Origin of the sequence: Pseudoalteromonas sp. US3C1004, from assembly GCF_048401065.1 — a bacterium.
GTDB lineage: Bacteria > Pseudomonadota > Gammaproteobacteria > Enterobacterales > Alteromonadaceae > Pseudoalteromonas > Pseudoalteromonas undina.
In genome coordinates, this window is sequence record NZ_CP183073.1 from 391485 (window position 1) to 410327 (window position 18843).

General features: G+C 40.8%; 19 protein-coding genes. 10 read left to right on the forward strand and 9 right to left on the reverse strand.

The window, feature by feature from the left end:
• Positions 1 to 30: 30 nt before the first annotated feature.
• From murC to lpxC, 6 genes are all read left to right on the forward strand, one after another.
• Positions 31 to 1440, forward strand: a complete 1410-nt coding sequence (murC, locus tag ACNSN3_RS01835; RefSeq protein WP_217694239.1) for a UDP-N-acetylmuramate--L-alanine ligase — start codon at positions 31 to 33, stop codon at positions 1438 to 1440.
• Positions 1437 to 2357, forward strand: a complete 921-nt coding sequence (locus ACNSN3_RS01840; protein WP_010390703.1) for a D-alanine--D-alanine ligase — start codon at positions 1437 to 1439, stop codon at positions 2355 to 2357. The genes murC and ACNSN3_RS01840 overlap by 4 nt, the downstream gene beginning before the upstream one ends.
• Position 2358: 1 nt before the next feature.
• Positions 2359 to 3120, forward strand: coding sequence for a cell division protein FtsQ/DivIB (locus ACNSN3_RS01845; protein ID WP_418608359.1), 762 nt, complete (start codon positions 2359 to 2361; stop codon positions 3118 to 3120).
• Positions 3121 to 3133: 13 nt separating this feature from the next.
• Positions 3134 to 4366 carry a cell division protein FtsA gene (gene ftsA / locus ACNSN3_RS01850; protein WP_008110678.1) on the forward strand — a complete coding sequence of 411 codons (1233 nt, stop codon included), beginning with the start codon at positions 3134 to 3136 and terminating at the stop codon, positions 4364 to 4366.
• A 21-nt stretch (positions 4367 to 4387) separates the two neighbouring features.
• The gene (gene ftsZ / locus ACNSN3_RS01855; protein ID WP_010390706.1) at positions 4388 to 5647 is read left to right on the forward strand and encodes a cell division protein FtsZ; all 1260 of its coding nucleotides are present in this window, start codon (positions 4388 to 4390) and stop codon (positions 5645 to 5647) included.
• A gap of 107 nt (positions 5648 to 5754) precedes the next feature.
• Positions 5755 to 6666, forward strand: coding sequence for a UDP-3-O-acyl-N-acetylglucosamine deacetylase (gene lpxC / locus ACNSN3_RS01860; protein WP_010390707.1), 912 nt, complete (start codon positions 5755 to 5757; stop codon positions 6664 to 6666).
• An 87-nt stretch (positions 6667 to 6753) separates the two neighbouring features.
• Here the strand turns inward: lpxC and yjjG are convergent, their stop codons facing one another.
• The 3 genes from yjjG to ACNSN3_RS01875 form a co-directional block, all read right to left on the reverse strand.
• Positions 6754 to 7428, reverse strand: a complete 675-nt coding sequence (gene yjjG / locus ACNSN3_RS01865) for a pyrimidine 5'-nucleotidase (RefSeq protein ID WP_418608362.1) — start codon at positions 7426 to 7428, stop codon at positions 6754 to 6756.
• Positions 7429 to 7439: 11 nt separating this feature from the next.
• Positions 7440 to 7979 carry an inosine/xanthosine triphosphatase gene (yjjX, locus tag ACNSN3_RS01870; RefSeq protein ID WP_054202306.1) on the reverse strand — a complete coding sequence of 180 codons (540 nt, stop codon included), beginning with the start codon at positions 7977 to 7979 and terminating at the stop codon, positions 7440 to 7442.
• Between the two features lie 167 nt (positions 7980 to 8146).
• Complete coding sequence (locus tag ACNSN3_RS01875; RefSeq protein ID WP_008114793.1) at positions 8147 to 9046, reverse strand: phosphoribulokinase; 900 nt, start codon at positions 9044 to 9046, stop codon at positions 8147 to 8149.
• A gap of 115 nt (positions 9047 to 9161) precedes the next feature.
• Between ACNSN3_RS01875 and ACNSN3_RS01880 the strand changes: the two genes are divergently transcribed.
• Together ACNSN3_RS01880 and ACNSN3_RS01885 are read left to right on the forward strand one after the other, a co-directional pair.
• The gene (locus ACNSN3_RS01880) at positions 9162 to 10034 is read left to right on the forward strand and encodes a hypothetical protein (protein WP_418608365.1); all 873 of its coding nucleotides are present in this window, start codon (positions 9162 to 9164) and stop codon (positions 10032 to 10034) included.
• A gap of 77 nt (positions 10035 to 10111) precedes the next feature.
• On the forward strand, positions 10112 to 10477 hold the full coding sequence (locus tag ACNSN3_RS01885; RefSeq protein ID WP_008114788.1) for a hypothetical protein: 366 nt from the start codon (positions 10112 to 10114) through the stop codon (positions 10475 to 10477).
• A 249-nt stretch (positions 10478 to 10726) separates the two neighbouring features.
• Here ACNSN3_RS01885 and ACNSN3_RS01890 read toward each other — a convergent pair whose 3' ends face one another.
• From ACNSN3_RS01890 to ACNSN3_RS01915, 6 genes are all read right to left on the reverse strand, one after another.
• Entirely contained in the window at positions 10727 to 13300 is a 2574-nt protein-coding gene (locus ACNSN3_RS01890; protein WP_418608368.1) for a M1 family aminopeptidase, read from the reverse strand.
• Positions 13301 to 13406: 106 nt separating this feature from the next.
• Positions 13407 to 14087 carry a hypothetical protein gene (locus ACNSN3_RS01895; RefSeq protein WP_418608370.1) on the reverse strand — a complete coding sequence of 227 codons (681 nt, stop codon included), beginning with the start codon at positions 14085 to 14087 and terminating at the stop codon, positions 13407 to 13409.
• A gap of 88 nt (positions 14088 to 14175) precedes the next feature.
• Positions 14176 to 14526, reverse strand: coding sequence for a DUF2750 domain-containing protein (locus tag ACNSN3_RS01900; RefSeq protein ID WP_008114782.1), 351 nt, complete (start codon positions 14524 to 14526; stop codon positions 14176 to 14178).
• Positions 14527 to 14537: 11 nt separating this feature from the next.
• Positions 14538 to 15122, reverse strand: coding sequence for a glutathione S-transferase family protein (locus tag ACNSN3_RS01905; protein ID WP_008114780.1), 585 nt, complete (start codon positions 15120 to 15122; stop codon positions 14538 to 14540).
• Between the two features lie 69 nt (positions 15123 to 15191).
• The gene (locus ACNSN3_RS01910) at positions 15192 to 15473 is read right to left on the reverse strand and encodes a peptidylprolyl isomerase (RefSeq protein WP_008114778.1); all 282 of its coding nucleotides are present in this window, start codon (positions 15471 to 15473) and stop codon (positions 15192 to 15194) included.
• A 75-nt stretch (positions 15474 to 15548) separates the two neighbouring features.
• The gene (locus ACNSN3_RS01915) at positions 15549 to 16118 is read right to left on the reverse strand and encodes a glutathione peroxidase (RefSeq protein ID WP_010390729.1); all 570 of its coding nucleotides are present in this window, start codon (positions 16116 to 16118) and stop codon (positions 15549 to 15551) included.
• An 88-nt stretch (positions 16119 to 16206) separates the two neighbouring features.
• On the opposite strand from ACNSN3_RS01915, the gene ACNSN3_RS01920 reads away from it, so the two are divergent.
• Together ACNSN3_RS01920 and ACNSN3_RS01925 are read left to right on the forward strand one after the other, a co-directional pair.
• A complete protein-coding gene (locus ACNSN3_RS01920) occupies positions 16207 to 16695 on the forward strand; it encodes a GNAT family N-acetyltransferase (RefSeq protein WP_041709196.1) in 489 nt (162 codons plus the stop codon).
• 111 nt (positions 16696 to 16806) lie between these two features.
• Positions 16807 to 18801 carry an ATP-binding protein gene (locus tag ACNSN3_RS01925; protein WP_418608374.1) on the forward strand — a complete coding sequence of 665 codons (1995 nt, stop codon included), beginning with the start codon at positions 16807 to 16809 and terminating at the stop codon, positions 18799 to 18801.
• Positions 18802 to 18843: the final 42 nt, after the last annotated feature.

Genomic DNA, 18843 nt, shown 5'->3' on the forward strand with positions numbered 1-18843 from the left:
TTAGCAAAAGAAAAATATACACGCCCTGCGATGCGCCGCATTGAAACTATTCACTTTGTAGGAATAGGTGGTGCAGGTATGGGCGGTATTGCAGAAGTATTGGCTTTTGAAGGTTACCGTATTACCGGCTCGGATATAGCGCATAGCGCCATGACCGAGCGTTTAATTCAAGCGGGCGCTGAAGTATTTATTGGCCATCATGAAAATAATGTAAAAGACGCTAATGTGGTGGTGGTTTCAAGTGCAATTGATAAAACAAACCCTGAAATTCAAGCCGCGCAAGCTGCGCGTATTCCGGTGGTTCGCCGTGCAGAAATGTTAGCTGAGCTGATGCGTTTTCGTCATGGTATTGCCATTGCCGGTACCCATGGTAAAACCACAACAACTAGTTTAATTGCCAGCATTTATGCACAAGCAGGGCTCGATCCAACCTTTATTATTGGTGGTTTGCTTAACAGTGCTGGCAGCAATGCTAAAGTAGGCAAAAGCGACTTTTTAATCGCTGAAGCGGATGAAAGCGATGCTTCATTTTTGCATTTACAGCCAATGGTATCGGTGATCACTAATATTGAAGAAGATCACATGGAAACTTACGGCGGCAGCTTAGAAAAAATGAAAGATACTTATGTTGAATTCATTCATAACCTGCCGTTTTACGGGCTAGCTGTAGTGTGTATAGATTCAGACGTTGCCGCAGAATTAATACCTCGCTTTGGTCGTCCGGTGATCACTTATGGTGAATCGCAAGATGCTGACTATCGAATGAGTGAATTTAGCCAAACAGCCAATACATGCCAATTTACTGTTACTAATAAACAAGGCGAGAGTTTAACCGCTAAGTTAAATATGCCAGGTAAACACAATGCCCTAAATGCAACCGCAGCGATTGCGGTGGCAAAAGATCAAAACATAGCTAATCATGCAATTTTAGCGGCATTAGATACTTTTGAAGGCATTGGCCGTCGTTTTCAGCATTATGGTGAATTTGAAAACGAATGCGGTAATGTGATGTTAGTAGATGACTATGGTCATCACCCATCAGAAGTGGCAGCTACCATCACCGCAGCGAGAGAAGGCTGGCCTGATAAGCGTTTAGTGATGGTTTATCAGCCGCATCGCTATACTCGTACTCGCGATTTATACGAAGATTTTGTGAAAGTACTCGCCGAGGTTGATCAGTTGCTATTGCTTGATGTTTACAGTGCAGGCGAAGAGCCGATAGTGGGCGCTGATAGTAAGAGTTTATGCCGCAGTTTACGCCAGCGTGGCAAAGAGCCATTGCATGTAGCTTCAAGCTCAGAGCTTGCAGGTGTACTTGCTAACTGCCTGCAAAATAATGATTTAGTACTTACGCAAGGTGCAGGTAACATAGGTCAGTTAGTTAAAAACTTAGCAGCAACAAATATGTCGATAGAAAAATTAAAGCAAGGTGAAGTATGACACAGGTAAGTTCCCAGTTTGGTAAAGTAGCGGTGCTGCTAGGTGGAAACTCAGCAGAGCGCGACGTGTCATTAAAATCTGGTCAAGCAGTCCTTAATGCACTTCTTGCCTGTGGCATTGATGCGATTGCGTTTGACCCTCAAAATCGTTCATTGTGGGAATTAAAAGACTTAAACGTTGATCGCGTTTTTATTGCGCTGCATGGCCGAGGTGGTGAAGATGGCACAGTACAAGGTGCTTTAGAGTTTATGAACTTGCCTTACACCGGCAGTAATGTATTGGGTTCAGCATTGGCAATGGATAAAATTCGTTGTAAGCACTTGTTTAAATCGGCAGGCTTAAGCACAGCACCTTATGCGGTAGTTGATGCTAAAAAAGGCTTTGATGCTAAAGCAATTATCGATGAGTTTAAAAAAGTGATGGTAAAACCATCGCACGAAGGCTCAAGTATTGGTATGGCACAAGCAAGCTCTGCAGAAGAGCTTGAAGATGCGCTCAGCAATGCATTTAAGTTCGACAGCCAAGTATTGGTAGAGCAGTGGATCTCGGGGCGCGAATTTACAATTACGGTGCTTGGTGATGAAGTACAACCTGTGATTGAAATGAGCACGCCAAATGGTTTTTATGACTACCAAGCTAAATATCAGTCAAGTACGACACAATATCATTGTCCTGCTGATTTATCACAACCGGATACCCAAAAACTACAAGCAATGGCACTCGATGCGTTTGATTTAGTGGGTGCAAGTGGCTGGGGTCGCGTCGATGCAATGCAAGATCAGCAAGGCCAATTTTACTTGTTGGAAGTAAATACAGTGCCAGGCATGACAGAAAAATCATTAGTGCCAATGGCTGCAAAAGCCAATGGGGCAAGTTTTGAGCAATTAGTTGTTCGCATTTTGGAGCAAACCCTTTAATATGCATCCCTTTTTAGAGAAAGCGCAGCAACTAAAACAGCAACTTAACTGGTCGCTGATTTTTGGAGTGAGCTTTTTTCTGGCTGTGGTGATTGGGTTAATTGAAATAACCAATGGGGTTTCCCATTGGTTAGTTGCAAATAAAGATGCGCAAATTAAGCATCTAACGGTGTTGGGGAGCCCCAAATACACCGATGAAAAAGCAATAACTACCGCGATAAAAAAAGCGGATTTAAGTAGCTTTTTTGAGTTAAACGTAAAGCATGTTCAGCATTTAGTGCAAGAACTACCTTGGGTCGCAACGGTATCGGTAAGAAAGCAATGGCCTGATACTATCCAAGTTTACGTGGTAGAGCATCAAGCGGTCGCTCACTGGAACAGTGATTTATTGATTAACCAAAGCGGCGATGCGTTTGAGGCTAAAAGTGATAAATTAAGTGCCAAATTACCCCAGTTATATGGGCCAGAAGGCAGTGAAAAAGAAGCATGGGTAGCGTTTAAACAGTTTGATGAAATGCTTAAAGTAAATGCACTAACGCTCACTAGCCTTGCGCTATCTGAGCGTTTTTCGTGGCAACTTTGGTTAGATAATGGCGTGCGTTTAAATTTAGGGCGCAAGGATAAAGCCAAGCGTGTACAGCGTTTTATAGACGTTTATTCACGCATAGAACAACGTGCTGATGCACAGATAGATGCAATTGATTTACGCTACGATACCGGCCTTGCAGTGAGCTATAAGCCAATGCAAGAACAGCAATTATAATAAAGAGTAAGGCATGACTAAGTCAGCAGAAAGAAACCTAGTGATTGGATTAGACGTAGGCACTTCGAAAGTAGTGGCCACGGTAGGTGAAATCACCACAGATAACAAGCTCAGCATTGTTGGCGTGGGGAGCCAAGTATCTTATGGAATGGATAAAGGCGGCGTCAACGATTTAAATTTAGTGTCTGAGTCTATTCGCCGCGCAATTGATGAAGCTGAATTGATGGCTGATTGTCGTATTAGCTCGGTTTATTTGGGTATTTCTGGCAAACATATTCAATGTCAGAACGAAAGCGGTGTTGTCGCTATTAATAACACTGAAGTAACCGATGAAGACATTGAAAATGTAATCCATATTGCTCGCTCAGTACCAATTTCAGCTGAACGCAAAATGTTGCATGCCTTGCCACAAGAGTACAGCATTGACATGCAAGAGGGGATTAAAAACCCACTTGGCATGAGTGGTGTGCGTATGGAAGCACGCGCGCACATCATTACCTGCTCCAATGACATGGCTAAAAATATAGAAAAATGTGTTGAACGTTGTGGGCTTGAAGTTGACCAACTTATATTTACTGCGCTTGCCTCGTGTTACTCCGTACTGACGGACGATGAAAAAGAGCTAGGTGTTGCGGTGCTAGATATCGGTGGTGGTACTATGGATATCACTATTTATATTAATGGTGCACTGCGTCATTCTGCGGTGATTCCGGTGGCGGGCAACCAAGTAACCGGTGATATTGCAAAAATATTTCGCACACCTATATCACATGCAGAGTCACTCAAAGTACAATATGCCTGTGCAAGTAGCCAAATGGCGAGCAGCGAAGACACGATTGAAGTGCCAAGCGTAGGTGGGCGACCAGCAAGACTGATGTCTAGGCATACGTTGTCTGAAGTGGTTGAGCCACGTTTTAGAGAATTATTTGAACTGGCGATGGAAGAAATTCGTCGCTCAGGATTAGAAGACCAAATTGCAGCAGGTCTCGTCATTACTGGCGGAACTGCTAAAATGACTGGCGCAATGGAAGTGGCTGAAGATATTTTTCAGATGCCAGTAAGAATAGGTAAACCAATTGGTGTAGTAGGTTTAACTGATTATGTTGATGATCCATCGTACGCAACCGCTGTAGGTTTGTTACAATACGGGCGTACTATGCAGTCGATGAATGCACAAAAGTCGAAAGCGGATGATAATAATAATTGGTGGAACCGCATCACAAAATGGTTTCAAGGCGAGTTTTAGTACTCAAGTCGGAGAGTAAATATGTTTGATATAATGGAACAACACAGCGAAGAAGCTGTAATAAAAGTAATCGGTGTAGGCGGTGGCGGCGGTAACGCAGTTGAGCACATGGTAAAACAACAAATAGAAGGCGTTCGTTTTATCGCAGCCAATACGGATGCGCAAGCATTACGTAATTCAGCCGCTGATGTAACAGTACAATTAGGCACGCAAATAACCTCTGGGTTAGGTGCAGGGGCTAACCCTGAAGTAGGTCGTGAGTCGGCTGAAGAAGACGCCGAAACCATTCGTGCTAGCCTTGAAGGCGCTGATATGGTGTTTATTGCGGCAGGTATGGGCGGCGGTACAGGTACCGGTGCTGCGCCAGTCGTGGCTAAAATTGCTAAAGAGCTGGGTATTTTAACTGTTGCTGTGGTAACCCGTCCGTTTGATTTTGAAGGTAAAAAGCGTGCCGCTGCTGCAGAGCAAGGTATTAGCGAATTATCTGAAATTGTGGACTCGTTAATCACTATTCCAAATAACAAGTTACTAAAAGTATTGGGTAAAGGAACAACTTTACTGGATGCATTTGCTAAAGCAAATGACGTATTGTTTGGTGCGGTACAAGGTATTGCTGAGTTAATTACTCGCTCGGGTCTAATTAACGTGGATTTCGCCGACGTACGTACAGTTATGTCTGCAATGGGCACAGCGATGATGGGCACTGCATCTGCGTCGGGTCCTGATCGTGCACAAGAAGCAGCAGAAGCTGCTATTTCAAGCCCTCTTTTAGAAGACGTAGATTTAACCGGTGCTAAAGGCATTTTGGTTAACATTACTGCGGGTATGGATATCGCGATTGAAGAATTTGAAATTGTGGGTAATCACGTTAAGGCGCTAGCGTCTGAAAACGCAACGGTTGTTGTTGGCGCGGTAATTGACCCAGAAATGACGGATGAGCTACGTGTAACCGTGGTTGCAACCGGCTTAGGCGGCGATCGTCGTCCACAGTTTGGTATTGTAGATAACGGTTTCAAAAAAGCGTCAGGCTCTGATGTAACTAGCTCAAGCACACAAACAAGCAGCAGTATGTACGTACCTAGCTTTGCAAGCCAAGGCACAAGTACGACTGAAGAGCCTGCAACGACATCGCAAACTGAATCAAAAGAGCAAAGCAGCACATCGACTAGCTCTTCAAGTTCAGCAACGAATACGTCGTCAAGTAGTGCTAATAAAACAGATAAGTCTGAGGGTGGCGATTATTTCGACATTCCTGCTTTTTTACGTAAACAAGCAGACTAATTAAAAACAGTACTTTTGTGCGAAATGTGAACAAATATTGTAGTTATACCGTATTTATGTTACACTCCGCCGTCTAACTGTAATATATACTTAAAGTGAGCGAACCTATGATTAAACAGCGTACGATTGCACAAGTAGTCAAAGCCATAGGAATTGGACTTCATAAAGGTGAGAAGGTCACAATAACTCTCCGACCTGCGAGCGCAAATACTGGGATTGTATTTCGTCGTGTCGACCTTGATCCGGTTGTTGATTTTGAAACAACACCTGAAGCCGTTGGTGATACGCAATTGTGTACCTGTTTAATCAACAAAGATGGTGTTCGCTTATCAACTACTGAGCATTTAATTGCAGCTGTTGCGGCCATGGGTATCGACAATCTGATTGTTGAACTTGACAGCTCAGAAGTTCCAATAATGGATGGTAGTGCATTGCCATTCATTTATTTATTACAAAAAGGCGGCATTGAAGAGCAAAATGTTGCAAAACGTTTCATTCGTATTAAAGAAAAAGTACGTATTGAAGAAGGCGACAAATGGGCCGAAGTAGAACCTTACGACGGATTCCATATCGACTTTGAAATTGCCTTTGATCACCCTGCAATTAATGAAAGCCGCCAACGCATTGGCTTAGATATTACCGCACAAAGCTTCACTGAAGAAATTAGCCGTGCGCGTACTTTTGGCTTTATGAAAGATATTGAATACATGCATGCTAATAACCTTGCACTAGGTGGTAGCATGGATAGTGCAGTGGTACTTGATGAATTTAAAGTTTTAAATCCAAACGGTCTGCGTTACCCAGACGAGTTCGTCAAGCATAAGATACTAGACTGTGTAGGTGACATGTTTATGACAGGTCATAACCTTTTGGGTAAAGTAACTGCATTTAAATCAGGTCATGATTTAAATAACAAGTTACTACGCAAAATTATGGCAACCGAGTCAGCATGGGAGTGGGCAACCTTTGAAACGCCTGTTTCGATGCCTGCACCCGGCCTTGAATTAGCAAACGCCTAATCAGTTAATCGCTTACATACAGTTATAAAAAATGACGCTTATTAGCGTCATTTTTTTTGGCTGTTTGTAACCACAACCAGTCAGGTATTACAGACCTAAAATAGTTTGTAACTGTTTTAACTCAGTGACTTGGTGCGTTGGCTTAATACCTTCAGGTAAGATTACCCCAGGGTGCTGTAACCAGCAGGTGTCTATGCCTGCATTTTGTCCACCAAGAATATCACTGCTGGCGGTATCACCTACCATTAAAATTTGCTCTTTAGGTGGATTCCCCATTAAATTAAAGGTGTGCTCAAATATCTCTTTTGCAGGTTTAGCAATACCTACTTTTTCAGAAATTACCAGCCAATCGAACATATCTTGCAGCCCAGTATGCGCTAAACGACGCGCTTGCAGCTGAGAAAAGCCATTAGTGATAATACCTAACTTGGCATGAGGTTTAAGGGCGTTTAATAATTCAACCGCACCGGGTAAAGGCATGCAAATTTCAGCCATTGCCGATAAAAAATCATCATTGAGCTGCTGGGCTGGTAAATCAAGTTTATTTGCCAGCTCACTAAAACGAGTTACTTGCAGATGGTTTGCGGTAATTTCGTTATTTTGATAGGCAATCCATAGTGGCTTATTGGTGTTTTGGTAATGGTCATAATCTGCTTTGGTAAAATCCATGTCATAAGCAGCCAACATTTTTTGTAAGCCAGCAAAGGCATTAAAGCTAAATAAGGTTTCGTCGGCATCAAATAATACGTAGTTATACTTCATTAAAACATCCGTTATTGATTATATAAAGTGGGATTAAGAAAAGGGGCCATGGCGAGAGTCAGCGCTTGAGTATAGGTACTTTCTCGTGTTGCATGATGATCAGTTAATAAACCAATAGCACCACCTTGCTGCTTAATATTGGTGGTATTAAAAGCCTTATCCATCACATCTCCAAGTTCTTCACCTTGCAGCAATGCATTATAAAAAACTGAAGGCAAAGGTAAGTTACTGCTTCGGCCTGTAACTTGCTGTGCGCCGTCATCAATAACGACATAGGCAAAGGTTGCTGCACCATAGCTAAATTGCGCTGCGCCGCCTTCCATCGCTATGTAGTAGTCTGCTTGATGCTGTGCTTTACAGTAGTTAACTCGGTTTTGCGCTCCCAAACACGTTTGTTCTTCGCCTATAGGCTGATCGGGTACATCAGAGGGGGCGTGAACGCCACTACATTCAATTATATGCTCAGGGAAATACATCGCAAAAATGTGTTTAGCGGCATTTACTTTTACTGGGTTTTTAGACCCGACAACAATTTTAATGGCTTGCGACATACTACTCTCATCATACTTAAAATCAGCAGTGTACGTGAGTTAGACTAAACAAAAAAGAGCAGAATGTATTTGCGATCACTTGATAAAAGAAATGATCAGTTCTATAAGATCATCGTATGTTATTAGATCTTCTAAACCAAAAAGCCTCTAACAGATTATCGATACACTTAAATAGGAATTTCAGGTGGGGCTAATTTTGCTAAGGCGCGTTTTTTCAAAATAATATCTTTGATCAGTGGCGTAAGCACTAGCTCCATAGCGAGTCCCATTTTGCCACCGGGTACTACAAGCGTATTGATCCGCGACATAAAGCTGCCTTCAATCATGCGTAAATAATACGGGAAATCAACGTCATCAATGCCCCTAAAGCGAATAACAACAAAGCTTTCATCAAGGGAGGGGATATCTTTTGCGCTAAATGGATTGGAGGTATCAACGGTGGGTACTCGCTGAAAGTTAATATGAGTACGAGAAAACTGCGGCGTTATATGATTAATGTAGTCATCCATACTGCGTACAATCGAGTCCATTACTTTTTCACGAGAATGGCCGCGTTCTGAGGTATCGCGAATAAGCTTTTGGATCCACTCAAGGTTAATAATTGGCACCATGCCTATGAGTAAATCAACATGCTTAGCAACATCATGATCTTCGTCGACCACGCCGCCATGTAAGCCTTCGTAAAACATTAAATCTGTATTTTGCTCAAGCTCTTGCCAAGGAGTAAATGTTCCAGGTAACTGGTTATAAGGCACGGCCTCATCAAAGGTATGTAAATAACGGCGCAGTTTACCTTCGCCTGTTTCACCATACTTGGTAAATAAGTCTTCTAATGCACCAAAGTCATTGGCTTCTCGGCCAAAATAACTTATGTGTTTACTTTCTTGTTGGGCTTCTCGAATTTTTTTGTCCATTTCAGGACGTGTGTAACGATGAAAGCTATCACCTTCAATAAATGCAGCATTGATATCGAGGCTGCGGAAAATATGCTTCACGGCATTGGTGGTGGTTGTAGTGCCTGCTCCAGATGAGCCGGTGATTGCAATAATAGGGTGTTTAGCTGACATGTTTGTTCTCTTTTTTATGACCCGTTAGTTATAAAGACCTTACTAAGCTAGGTCAAGTGACGTCATCAGTAAATAACGTTATCATGAGGTGCTTAAAATTAAAACGAGAGAAAGCATGAAACTGATCAAACCGTTGTTAGGGCTAATAACAATTAATGCTTTAACATTGGGCGTTGCCCAAGCAAATATGCCTAAAAGTCAAATACTGCTTGCCGATTTAAATACTCCGCATGGCATACGCGTAAGCATTATTAGTGATAAAACCAGCTACAACAATCAGCCTCACTTAACCGATACGGGCCTTTATTATACGCGTGAGGTAATCAGTAATAATCAGAGCCAAACTGATATTGCGCTTTACGATTTATCATCAAAACAAACCTCTATGATCACAAATACAGCTGTAAGTGAGTATTCGCCAACAGTAACACCGAGTGGTGATAGTTTATCTGCTATCGTGGTTGAAGAAGATGGTAAACAAAAGTTATGGCAATATCGGCTGAGCACAGAGCAGGCGCCAAGTCGTATTTTTGATTGGATTGAGCCTGTGGGCTACCACGCTTGGGGTAATAACAACGATTTAGTGATGTTTATTTTAGGTGAGCCACATACATTACAATATACCTCGGTTGTTGCGGCTAAAGGTGAAGTTGTTGCAAATAACATTGGTCGCACACTTATTTACAATAAATCGCAAAGTGAATTTTTATTTAGTCATAGTAAAAATGGCCAGCACCAGTTAGCCCGTTTTGACCCTCAAACCAAGCAGGTAAGCAACATCCTTAGGCTGCCAAACCAAGTACAAGACTTCATCTTAAAAGATGAAAATACTATTGCTTACGCAGTTAAAAACCGTATTTATCAACGAAAATTAACAGCTGGATCTGATATATCTCAATGGCTCGATTTAAGCCAATATTGCGATACTGAAATTAGTCGGTTGAGTTATAGAAATCAGCAATTAGCGTTTGTATGTAGTGTTAAATAAACACTAAATAATAAATTTCGGACTTTCACTCATGCATGAGTTAGTCTGACCCCCTATTAAATAAAAAGGAAAGTCACGTGGCATTTAGCGCAGACGAGTTAACAGAGCAGCTGATAAAACTAGAGTGTAGAAGTAACTTTAAAATAAAAAACATTGCTGAGTATATGCTAGCAAACTCTAAAGAAGCGTTTTACACCCATGCCGAAACGGGGAAAGGTAAAATTGTGATCCGCCCCGCATTTGAAGTGTTTAGTGATGACTTTACTGATATTGATGGGGTTGTGCGTACTCAAGGCTATTTTCATAGCAGTGAAATGACCCGTTTTCCCACTCGTATTTATAAAAGCGCACAGCCTATTCATTATGGTGTCGCTTTTAAAATTAACTCTGAACAAGCGGCAAAAGAGTTTATAGCTAAGCTAACCATGATTATTGGTGGTTAATAGAATGGTGCAGGGCTAAAGGCAAAAGGTGCAAGATAAAATCTTCAACCTTTAACCTTTATAACCCTTAATCTTTGTCTTTAATCACTAGCTCTAAAAGGGCTGCGCCTCTTAATCTCTTTGTGAATAAACTTTTTAAGATTTTATACACAAAGAGAAGGCAATGAGAAAACATCAGCCATTAGCCCGAGTTTGAGGTTTTCGGCCCGTTACCCGTCGCCCGCAGCCAGCCATCCTTTGAACTTTAACTTATTTACTATTCAAAAAGCTATTTACTGATTTGAGTTCACGGTTTTTAAGTGCAATACAGTCATTCGTACTTTCTGCAAGCTTACTTAATGTGCGCGCATAGCCAGGTACGTCATCAAGTTTAGCGTCAAAGAACGTTTGCGTTTTCGCTAAACTTTCAGCATCACAGCTAGCAGTAGTAAAGTAAGGTAAGTTAGGCACAAAAAATGGTGGCAAACTTGCTGTTACTTTATCGTAGTTGCTATATATCCAATCAATAAAGAGTGCTTGGCGTTCATCGGTGTAACTTTGCCCCGATAAAATAGTACGCATATCAGAAGCGGTTACTTCATCGGTTAAGCTATATGCAAGCACTGCTTTTTGGAGTTCAGGTTTACCAAAATAACCCATTGCTGCCAACATATTGGTACGAACTTGTGGATCTTTAGTGGTTTTAAAGGTTGCCATAAACTGATCAAGCAGCGCTTTATCACCATGAAAAGCCGCAAGACGTAAGTAAGTACCCGCTAAATAAGGGTCTACTTTTTGCGGATCTTTTAAGTAAGCGGCTGTTTGCTGCTTAGCTTTATTGATCACATTTTTATCTTCACCATCAAAGCCTAAGCGTGATACCACCGCAGCTCGCAGTTGAGCAACAGCGCCATCCTCACCCATTTTTGCTTCTAGGCCATATTTTTTAGCGGCAGGCATGACTGCATTTTGAATAAATGTAGGCCATAAATCTTTATTGCTATCGTCTTTAAAGGTACGCTGCTGAGACGCTAAATAGCCTAAAGCAGTGTTAGCTACGCGTGGATGACTATCACTGGCAAATACTTCAAGCGTTTGCATCAGCTTAGCCGCAGAAATTACACCTGCGTCAAGTAAGGCGTCAGTAGCTGATAACAATGCAAGGCGCTCGCGGTCGTTTAATACGCTTGCTGCATTATCAATTAGTGCGTTAAATTGCGCATCGTCCATGACCCAGCGGTAGTAACCTAGCGCACCTTGGTCTGGATATATCCACTCTGGCTCAAAATCTAACTCTAGCGTTTGGTTTTGTTTATTAAGTAATACACTGGCAGTTTTTACTTTATCGCCTTTACCGTACTTAATGGCAACGGGTACATTCCAAAGTTGGGCTGGAGCATCAACACCGGCATTAGCAAAACGGCTTTGCGAAATAGTGATAGTTTTACCTTGCTGATCAACCTTGATTAAAGGAAATGATGATTGTTCAATAAATGATTTTAAAACACTCGCCACATCTTTATTTGAAGCCTTACCGAGTGCTTCCCATAAATCGGCGGCTTCGGCATTTTTATAAGAGAACTCTTTTAAGTAATTTTGAATACCAGCTTGAAATGCGTCTTCACCAATCCAATTTTCAACCATCGCCAGTACTGAGCTGCCTTTGCTGTATGCAAGGCCTAAACCGTCCATAATATCGGCTTCAGTTTTAATTGGTTTACGAATTGGCTTAGTGCTTAAGCGAGCATCTAACGCCATTACATTGTTTTGTGGTAAATCTAGGTGTGATTCAAACTCAGGGTTAAGTTGCTTAGTAATTTTTGCTGCCATCCAGCTAGCAAACGCTTCGTTTAACCATAAGTCGTTCCACCACTTCATAGTCACTAAGTTACCGTACCATTGGTGAGCTAATTCATGGGCAATAATAGAGACATTACGTTGCTTTTTACTACGTGTTGCAGCTTCTAAATCAACCAGAAGAATATCTTCGCGGTAAGTCACTAAACCTGAGTTTTCCATTGCCCCAAACGGAAACTCTGGAACAGCCACTGAATCTAACTTTTTATATACGTAAGGAATACCAAAGTACTCTTCAAGTGCGCCCAGTACTTTAGGCATATTCTCTTTTGCATACTGTGCTAAATGAATTTTACCCTGTGGAGTAATTACACGGCCAGGAATTGGCATACCCTTAATCTCTAGCTCTTCAAACGGGCCTACAGCCATAGCTACTAAGTATGATGGAATTGGTGGCGTTTTATCAAAGTAATGGGTAGTCATATCGCCATTCACTGTCGTTTTTAACTCAGGTGTATTTGAATACACTTTTTGTGAAGTGGGGGCGGTAATAGTTAACTGAAATGGAATTTTATAGCTTGGTTCGTCAAATACAGGAAACGCTCGACGGGCATCGCTCATTTCAAATTGGGTGAAAAGATAAGGAACGCCTTGATCTAGGGTTTTATATAGCCCCACACTTTGGCGATTATATGGCGCTGAGAAATCAATTTTTAAAGTGTATTTACCCGGCTGAATTTGCTCTTCGCAGCTAAATTTAACTTTACCGGTTTTAAGCATTTCGCTGTTTAAGTCGCAGTTTTGCTCACCCAATAGTTGAACCATTTTGGTTGCGTAATCAACACCATTAAGTTCAATGTAGCGTGTTGGTTTAAGTACCTCCAAACTGATTTCAGTCATTCCTGTAAAAGTATCCTGACTTGGGTCGAGCGTTAAAGCGACTTTTTGTGAACTTGGCTTTGCGAGCTTTTCAATGACGAACTCATTAGCGTTAGCAGCATTTATCGCAAGCGCAACGCTCACGGTTAAGAGGCTTTTAAAAAACATAGTTATCCCTAGATTTTTGTTGTTAGAAGAGTGAGTACATTCCATCCTAACAGCTTTTTTTGCTAGAGTAAGCGAACAACAATAAGGAAAAGAGTAACAAAGTTTGTCAGTGGCTATCTCGTGCTAAAAACCGCTGCCAATGAATGTGGGAATTAATAACCCGGAGCTGTTGCAGCACCTTATTTAACAAGGCTATATCGTTAAAGTTATCATCGGGGTAATCATTAAAGCCCATTAAGTAATTGAAGCAGTCTTTAGAGCCTGCTTGCAGGGCATAAATACGAATTTGCTGTTCAAAGTTAAGCCGCAAACTACTAATCGCGGTTTTCATTCCGAGTTGATCCACGGAAGGAATTGCACATTTTTGCAAATACCCCGCACGTTCGCCCTCGCCTGAAAACCAAATGCGTACTTTTTCACTGTAGCGTCCTGTTTTTGCTGGGAGGTCAAACAGTAAACGTGTGTGTTTTTGCGCTTTTACGTAGGCTAAATAATCATTAAGTCCGGCCTTAATAAGGGCGTTATGTACAGGAATTAAACGGGGTTTAATTTTACCATGAGTATGAAAGCTAAAGCAGAGAATGCTATTTTCAACCACCAAGTCATCTAGGGTTAAATAGCCAATTTCATCACTGTAAGCGCCACTGTAGTACGCAATTAAAGGCAGCCAAAAGTGCCAGTGCTTAGCTTGTTCGCGGGCAAGCCGAGTATCACTATAAATATATCCGGTATAGAGCGTATGCAGCTCCATAGCTGAGAATGGACGACGACCAAGATGGGTTTTCAACGCAGTACCTTGACAGTTTTTATTATTTTATACCCCAACTAATCGTTGTTGTTAATTGGGGTAGTGCCAGCAAATAAACAGTTAAAACTTATTCACTTAAAGCGCGAGCTAAACCAACTGGTTCAATTTCTACGCACACTTGATCGTCATTCCAATTTAAACCAACCAGAGCATCATCCGATTTAAGGTCTTCAACCCAATCATCTAAAAATTCATCTAGGTTGATTTCTACCGGACTGTAGTCTTTCCACTCTTCTTTACATTGCTCTTTTGCTGCGTCTTCTGATTCCCACAGTAAAAGTACATCGGTGTCGTCAAACTGATTTGATTCACATACAACAAAGCCACCATCTTGTGCACCTAGTGCCCAGATCTGCTCACTAACACGTACTTTTTCTACAAAGCTAACTAGTTGTGATTCAATTTCGATATCGCTCATGTGTTCACCTTTTAAAATTTGAGTCGAGGGTTGGTATTTTTAGCCGCTTGACGCTGACTAAACGCTTCATAAAACTTAACTAACTGCGGCTGCGCGCTAAAATCAGTGAGTTCACGAAAGCAGATCCAATCTAGCAAGCAGTATAAACTGATGTTGAGGCATTCACAGCTTTTAAATTCATCATCGTTTAAATGATCATTTAAATAGTCTAAAGTTTGCGCAATTCGCTCATTTTGCAGATTAAAAAATAGTTTATCAGCTTGCGTGTCAAACCCAGAGCGCTGACATATCAATAACTCAACCAATGAATCGTTACAGGCGTTGATGCTAGTTAAAAAATGCTCTTGCGGCCAAGTTAGCGGGTTCTGCTGTGTTTTTTCAAGTAAGTAACGCAGTATATTGTTTGAGTCGCTTAAGTTAAGCGAGCCATCAATTAAGATAGGGATTTTAGCTGCCGGGTTGTGCGACATCATTAAAGAGCGGTCATCGCTTGAAAAAATGTCGAGATTTATAAACTCAAGCTCACAGTTATTTTGTTGTGCCCAAATTCTGACACGGCGAACATAAGGGGAAGAAATAGAGCCAAGTAATTGCATATTGGGGCTTTTGCCAACTCCACATAAATAAAAAGCCGCTAATGCGGCTTTATTAATAAATCGATTTGCTTACTCTGAGCGGCTGGTTACTTCTAATAAATGGTAACCAAACTGTGTTTGAACAGGACCTTGTACTTGGTTAAGTGGCGCTGAAAAAACCACCTTATCAAACTCAGGAACCATCATACCAGGTCCAAACTCACCTAATGCGCCACCATCTTGACCTGAAGGGCAATTAGAGTGCAATTTAGCTAGCTCAGCAAAGTCTTCGCCTTGCTCAATTTTATCTTTAAGGTCTAAACATTGTGCTTCACTGTCTACGAGTATGTGCCTTGCACTTGCTACTGCCATAAAATCTCCTATTTATAAGTTTAGTTTTCTATCTACTAAGCAACATCTTAGTAAGGTTAAACTGAAAACACAAAATTAAAATGCACTTTTGATGGCGCTTTCTAATTTTGCTGAATCGGGTTTGACGCGGCTGTTAAAGCGAGTCACTGATTGACGATCTGCCGAAACCACGTATTTATAAAAATTCCAGTTAGGTGAACTAGTTTTTGCATTTAAGTGCTTGAAAATAGGGTTGGCATCGCTGCCACGCACTGCGCTGGTGGCTAACATAGGGAAAGTAACGCCGTAATTCACATAACAGACTTTAGCCGTATCTTTTTCGTCATTTTCTTCTTGAAAAAAATCGTCAGATGGAAAACCGAGCACCACTAAGCCTTGCTCTTTATATTTTTTGTATAGCGTTTCTAGCCCTTCAAACTGAGAAGTAAAGCCGCAATTGCTGGCAGTGTTAACAATCAACAGTGGCTTATTTTTAAATTCACATAGATTAAGCGTTTCGGTTGAACGAAGCTTTCTCAGTGACACATTTGTGAAGTCATCGCAGGTATCTGTCTTTGCTGAAGGGCTATTAGTGTCTGCTGCATTGGTGGTTACAGATACACAGCCGAGAGCCAGTGTTAATCCGAATATTAATTTTCTTATCATGCGGTTACCTTGAATGCGATTCGATGGGTGTTTATGTAACTTATCATACGCTACTATAGACAAAATTGATCAATTTTACTTATTTTCTATGACTATACGTTTAGCAAAACCTGATGATTTAACTGCTATTGTTGCCATTTACAATGAAACTATCCCTAGTCGAATGGTGACCGCCGATACCGAAGAAGTAACCGTTGCTGACAAACAACCTTGGTTTGATAGCCATACAGCTCAAAGACCTATTTTTGTTTACTGCGAAAATGACCAAGTACTAGCGTGGGTAAGTTATAAATCGTTTTATGGGCGCCCAGCTTACGATGGCACCGTTGAACTAAGCATCTACATTACATCAGCAGCCCAAGGAAAAGGGTTGGGTAAAAAGTTGATGCAATTTGCACAACAACAAGCACAAAAGCTCGATATTGAAGTGTTACTCGGGTTTATTTTTAGCCATAACGAACCAAGCATTAAATTATTTAAGCATTTTGATTTTGCAGTATGGGGAGAGTTGCCCAATGTTGCAAGGATGGATAACCAGCTGTACAGCCTGACTATTTTTGGTAAGCATTTAATGTAATCCCATAACCATAGGCAAGCAAAAATTACATTTATGTAGACGATTATGCCAAACCAAAAATTCTATACTATGCTGAAAAGGTGTTTAATTAATTCTTAAAAGTGTACATAAATGGCGCAAAAAATACTTATTATTGATAGCAGTAGCATGATTGCTATGCGCTTAAAAGTACTGCTTGAGCTAATTGGTTGTGAAGTTGAATTAGTTCATTATTCTATGTTTGATCAAAGCAGCAACATAGATGCGTACGATATGCTTGCCTTTTCACAAGGGACACCAACAAATCTGGTTGCTTCGTTGGTAAAACAAGCGACCCGACAATCATTTTTACTTTTAGCTCCCAAGGCTGAAAGTGGTGAATTGCTTGATGCATTTGGTAAATTAAACGAGCTTGTTCCAGATGCCACTATTATTTATCCATTTTTTTCTAATAAAGAAATCACTTCATTTATTGAAGAGCTATTAGAAATAGGACCTGATCATATTTTTAAACTGCCTACAATTTTGTTGGTTGATCATGTTAGTGAGCGTTTAGAAATGCTAAAAAGTAGTTTAGTGGGTGCACATATAGAGGTATACACAGCTACGAATCATGATGAGGCACTTAATATTGCTAAACTCAGAATGATTGATATTTTAATTAGTGATTTTAGTTTAAAAGAAGGGCTTGGCTTAGATATATTTACCAGCCTTAAGCAGATACAGCCGCATAGCCGCTGCTTATTATTAACCTCGCGTCCTGCTCAGGTTTCTATGATTGAAGCAATTCGCCAAGGTGTTGAAGACGTTTTAATTAAGCCACTCGATGACAACGTTTTATTACAAGCAGTACATAAGTTGTGGCAAACCGAATTGCTAAAACGTCATAACGCAGAGCTAGTTGAAAGGCTACAAGATACAGTCGATGTACTTATTGAAAAAGACAGTTTGCTGCAAGTGATTTTTAAAAATACTCCCGATCCAATCTTACTTTTTGAACGTAAAGGCAAAATAGTAGAGGCTAACGACGCGTGCTTAAAGCTGTTTAATTTACCGTTTAAAAAGCTCATTGCTCACTCGTTATTTCACTTTTTAGATGACGATTCAGTAAAGGCAATAAAAGATAAAATATCGACTTTAAACAGTAATCGGCAATTTAGTTGCGACTTACACCTAGTCAATAAAGATGGCAGTAAAATTCCACTTGTCGGCTCATTTAATGAAATTGATCATCATGGTGAGATAGCATTAGCGGTTATTTTTAAAAACGTAACCCATTTAAAACAAAAAGAAGATTTATTACTTGAGGCCAAAGACCTTCTAGAAGAGCAGGTAAGAGCGCGGACTTCGCAACTTGAGCATGCGAAAAACATTGCTGAAGCAGCTAATTTAAGTAAATCAGAGTTTTTAGCTAATATGTCACATGAGCTTAGAACCCCTATGCATTCTATACTAAGTTTTGCACGCTTTGGTCTCAGTAAGCTTCAAGATGATGATTTTAGTAAAGATAAACTTTTAAAATACTTAACCCGAATTGAATCAAGTGGACAAAGGCTGCTTTCTTTACTTAACAATTTACTCGATTTGTCGAAATTAGATGTAGGTAAATTCCCATTTAACCCGCGAGCATGCGATTTAACGACTATTGTTAAAACAAGTATTGATGATGTGTCCGGAATTGCCATAGAAAAAGATATTAAAATTGCATTTAAATCAGATAAGCCGCCTGTTATAGCGCAATGCGATGAAGAGCAAATTAATCAGGTACTTAGAAACGTATTGAGTAATGCATTAAAATTTAGCGAAGAACATAGCACTATCGAAGTTGCATTGGAAACAGACAGTGGGTGTGCAAATATTGAAGTAATAGATAGCGGAATAGGCATACCAGAAGACGAGCTTGAAACTGTTTTTCAAAAATTTGTGCAAAGTAGCAAAACAAATAGTGGCGCAGGGGGAACAGGATTAGGACTTACGCTGTGCCGTGAATTTGTTTCTTTACATCAAGGAACTATAAAAGCCTGTAATAACGAACTTGGTGGGGCAACCATTAGCATTCAGGTTCCTTTGGAAATAAACCTCGATGAATATTTAGCCGATGAGCAATTAGTGAAAAATAGTAGCTAATAACCGAATTGTTTTAATGAACACGATTTATATGGACGAAAA

Bases quoted from the DNA above. Each gene is read 5' to 3' on its own strand.
- murC (WP_217694239.1), top strand. From the start codon at position 31: ATGCGCCGCATTGAAACTATTCACTTTGTAGGAATAGGTGGTGCAGGT.
- ACNSN3_RS01840 (WP_010390703.1), top strand. From the start codon at position 1,437: ATGACACAGGTAAGTTCCCAGTTTGGTAAAGTAGCGGTGCTGCTAGGT.
- ACNSN3_RS01845 (WP_418608359.1), top strand. From the start codon at position 2,359: ATGCATCCCTTTTTAGAGAAAGCGCAGCAACTAAAACAGCAACTTAAC.
- ftsA (WP_008110678.1), top strand. From the start codon at position 3,134: ATGACTAAGTCAGCAGAAAGAAACCTAGTGATTGGATTAGACGTAGGC.
- ftsZ (WP_010390706.1), top strand. From the start codon at position 4,388: ATGTTTGATATAATGGAACAACACAGCGAAGAAGCTGTAATAAAAGTA.
- lpxC (WP_010390707.1), top strand. From the start codon at position 5,755: ATGATTAAACAGCGTACGATTGCACAAGTAGTCAAAGCCATAGGAATT.
- yjjG (WP_418608362.1), bottom strand. From the start codon at position 7,428: ATGAAGTATAACTACGTATTATTTGATGCCGACGAAACCTTATTTAGC.
- yjjX (WP_054202306.1), bottom strand. From the start codon at position 7,979: ATGTCGCAAGCCATTAAAATTGTTGTCGGGTCTAAAAACCCAGTAAAA.
- ACNSN3_RS01875 (WP_008114793.1), bottom strand. From the start codon at position 9,046: ATGTCAGCTAAACACCCTATTATTGCAATCACCGGCTCATCTGGAGCA.
- ACNSN3_RS01880 (WP_418608365.1), top strand. From the start codon at position 9,162: ATGAAACTGATCAAACCGTTGTTAGGGCTAATAACAATTAATGCTTTA.
- ACNSN3_RS01890 (WP_418608368.1), bottom strand. From the start codon at position 13,300: ATGTTTTTTAAAAGCCTCTTAACCGTGAGCGTTGCGCTTGCGATAAAT.
- ACNSN3_RS01900 (WP_008114782.1), bottom strand. From the start codon at position 14,526: ATGAGCGATATCGAAATTGAATCACAACTAGTTAGCTTTGTAGAAAAA.
- ACNSN3_RS01905 (WP_008114780.1), bottom strand. From the start codon at position 15,122: ATGCAATTACTTGGCTCTATTTCTTCCCCTTATGTTCGCCGTGTCAGA.
- ACNSN3_RS01910 (WP_008114778.1), bottom strand. From the start codon at position 15,473: ATGGCAGTAGCAAGTGCAAGGCACATACTCGTAGACAGTGAAGCACAA.
- ACNSN3_RS01915 (WP_010390729.1), bottom strand. From the start codon at position 16,118: ATGATAAGAAAATTAATATTCGGATTAACACTGGCTCTCGGCTGTGTA.
- ACNSN3_RS01920 (WP_041709196.1), top strand. From the start codon at position 16,207: ATGACTATACGTTTAGCAAAACCTGATGATTTAACTGCTATTGTTGCC.
- ACNSN3_RS01925 (WP_418608374.1), top strand. From the start codon at position 16,807: ATGGCGCAAAAAATACTTATTATTGATAGCAGTAGCATGATTGCTATG.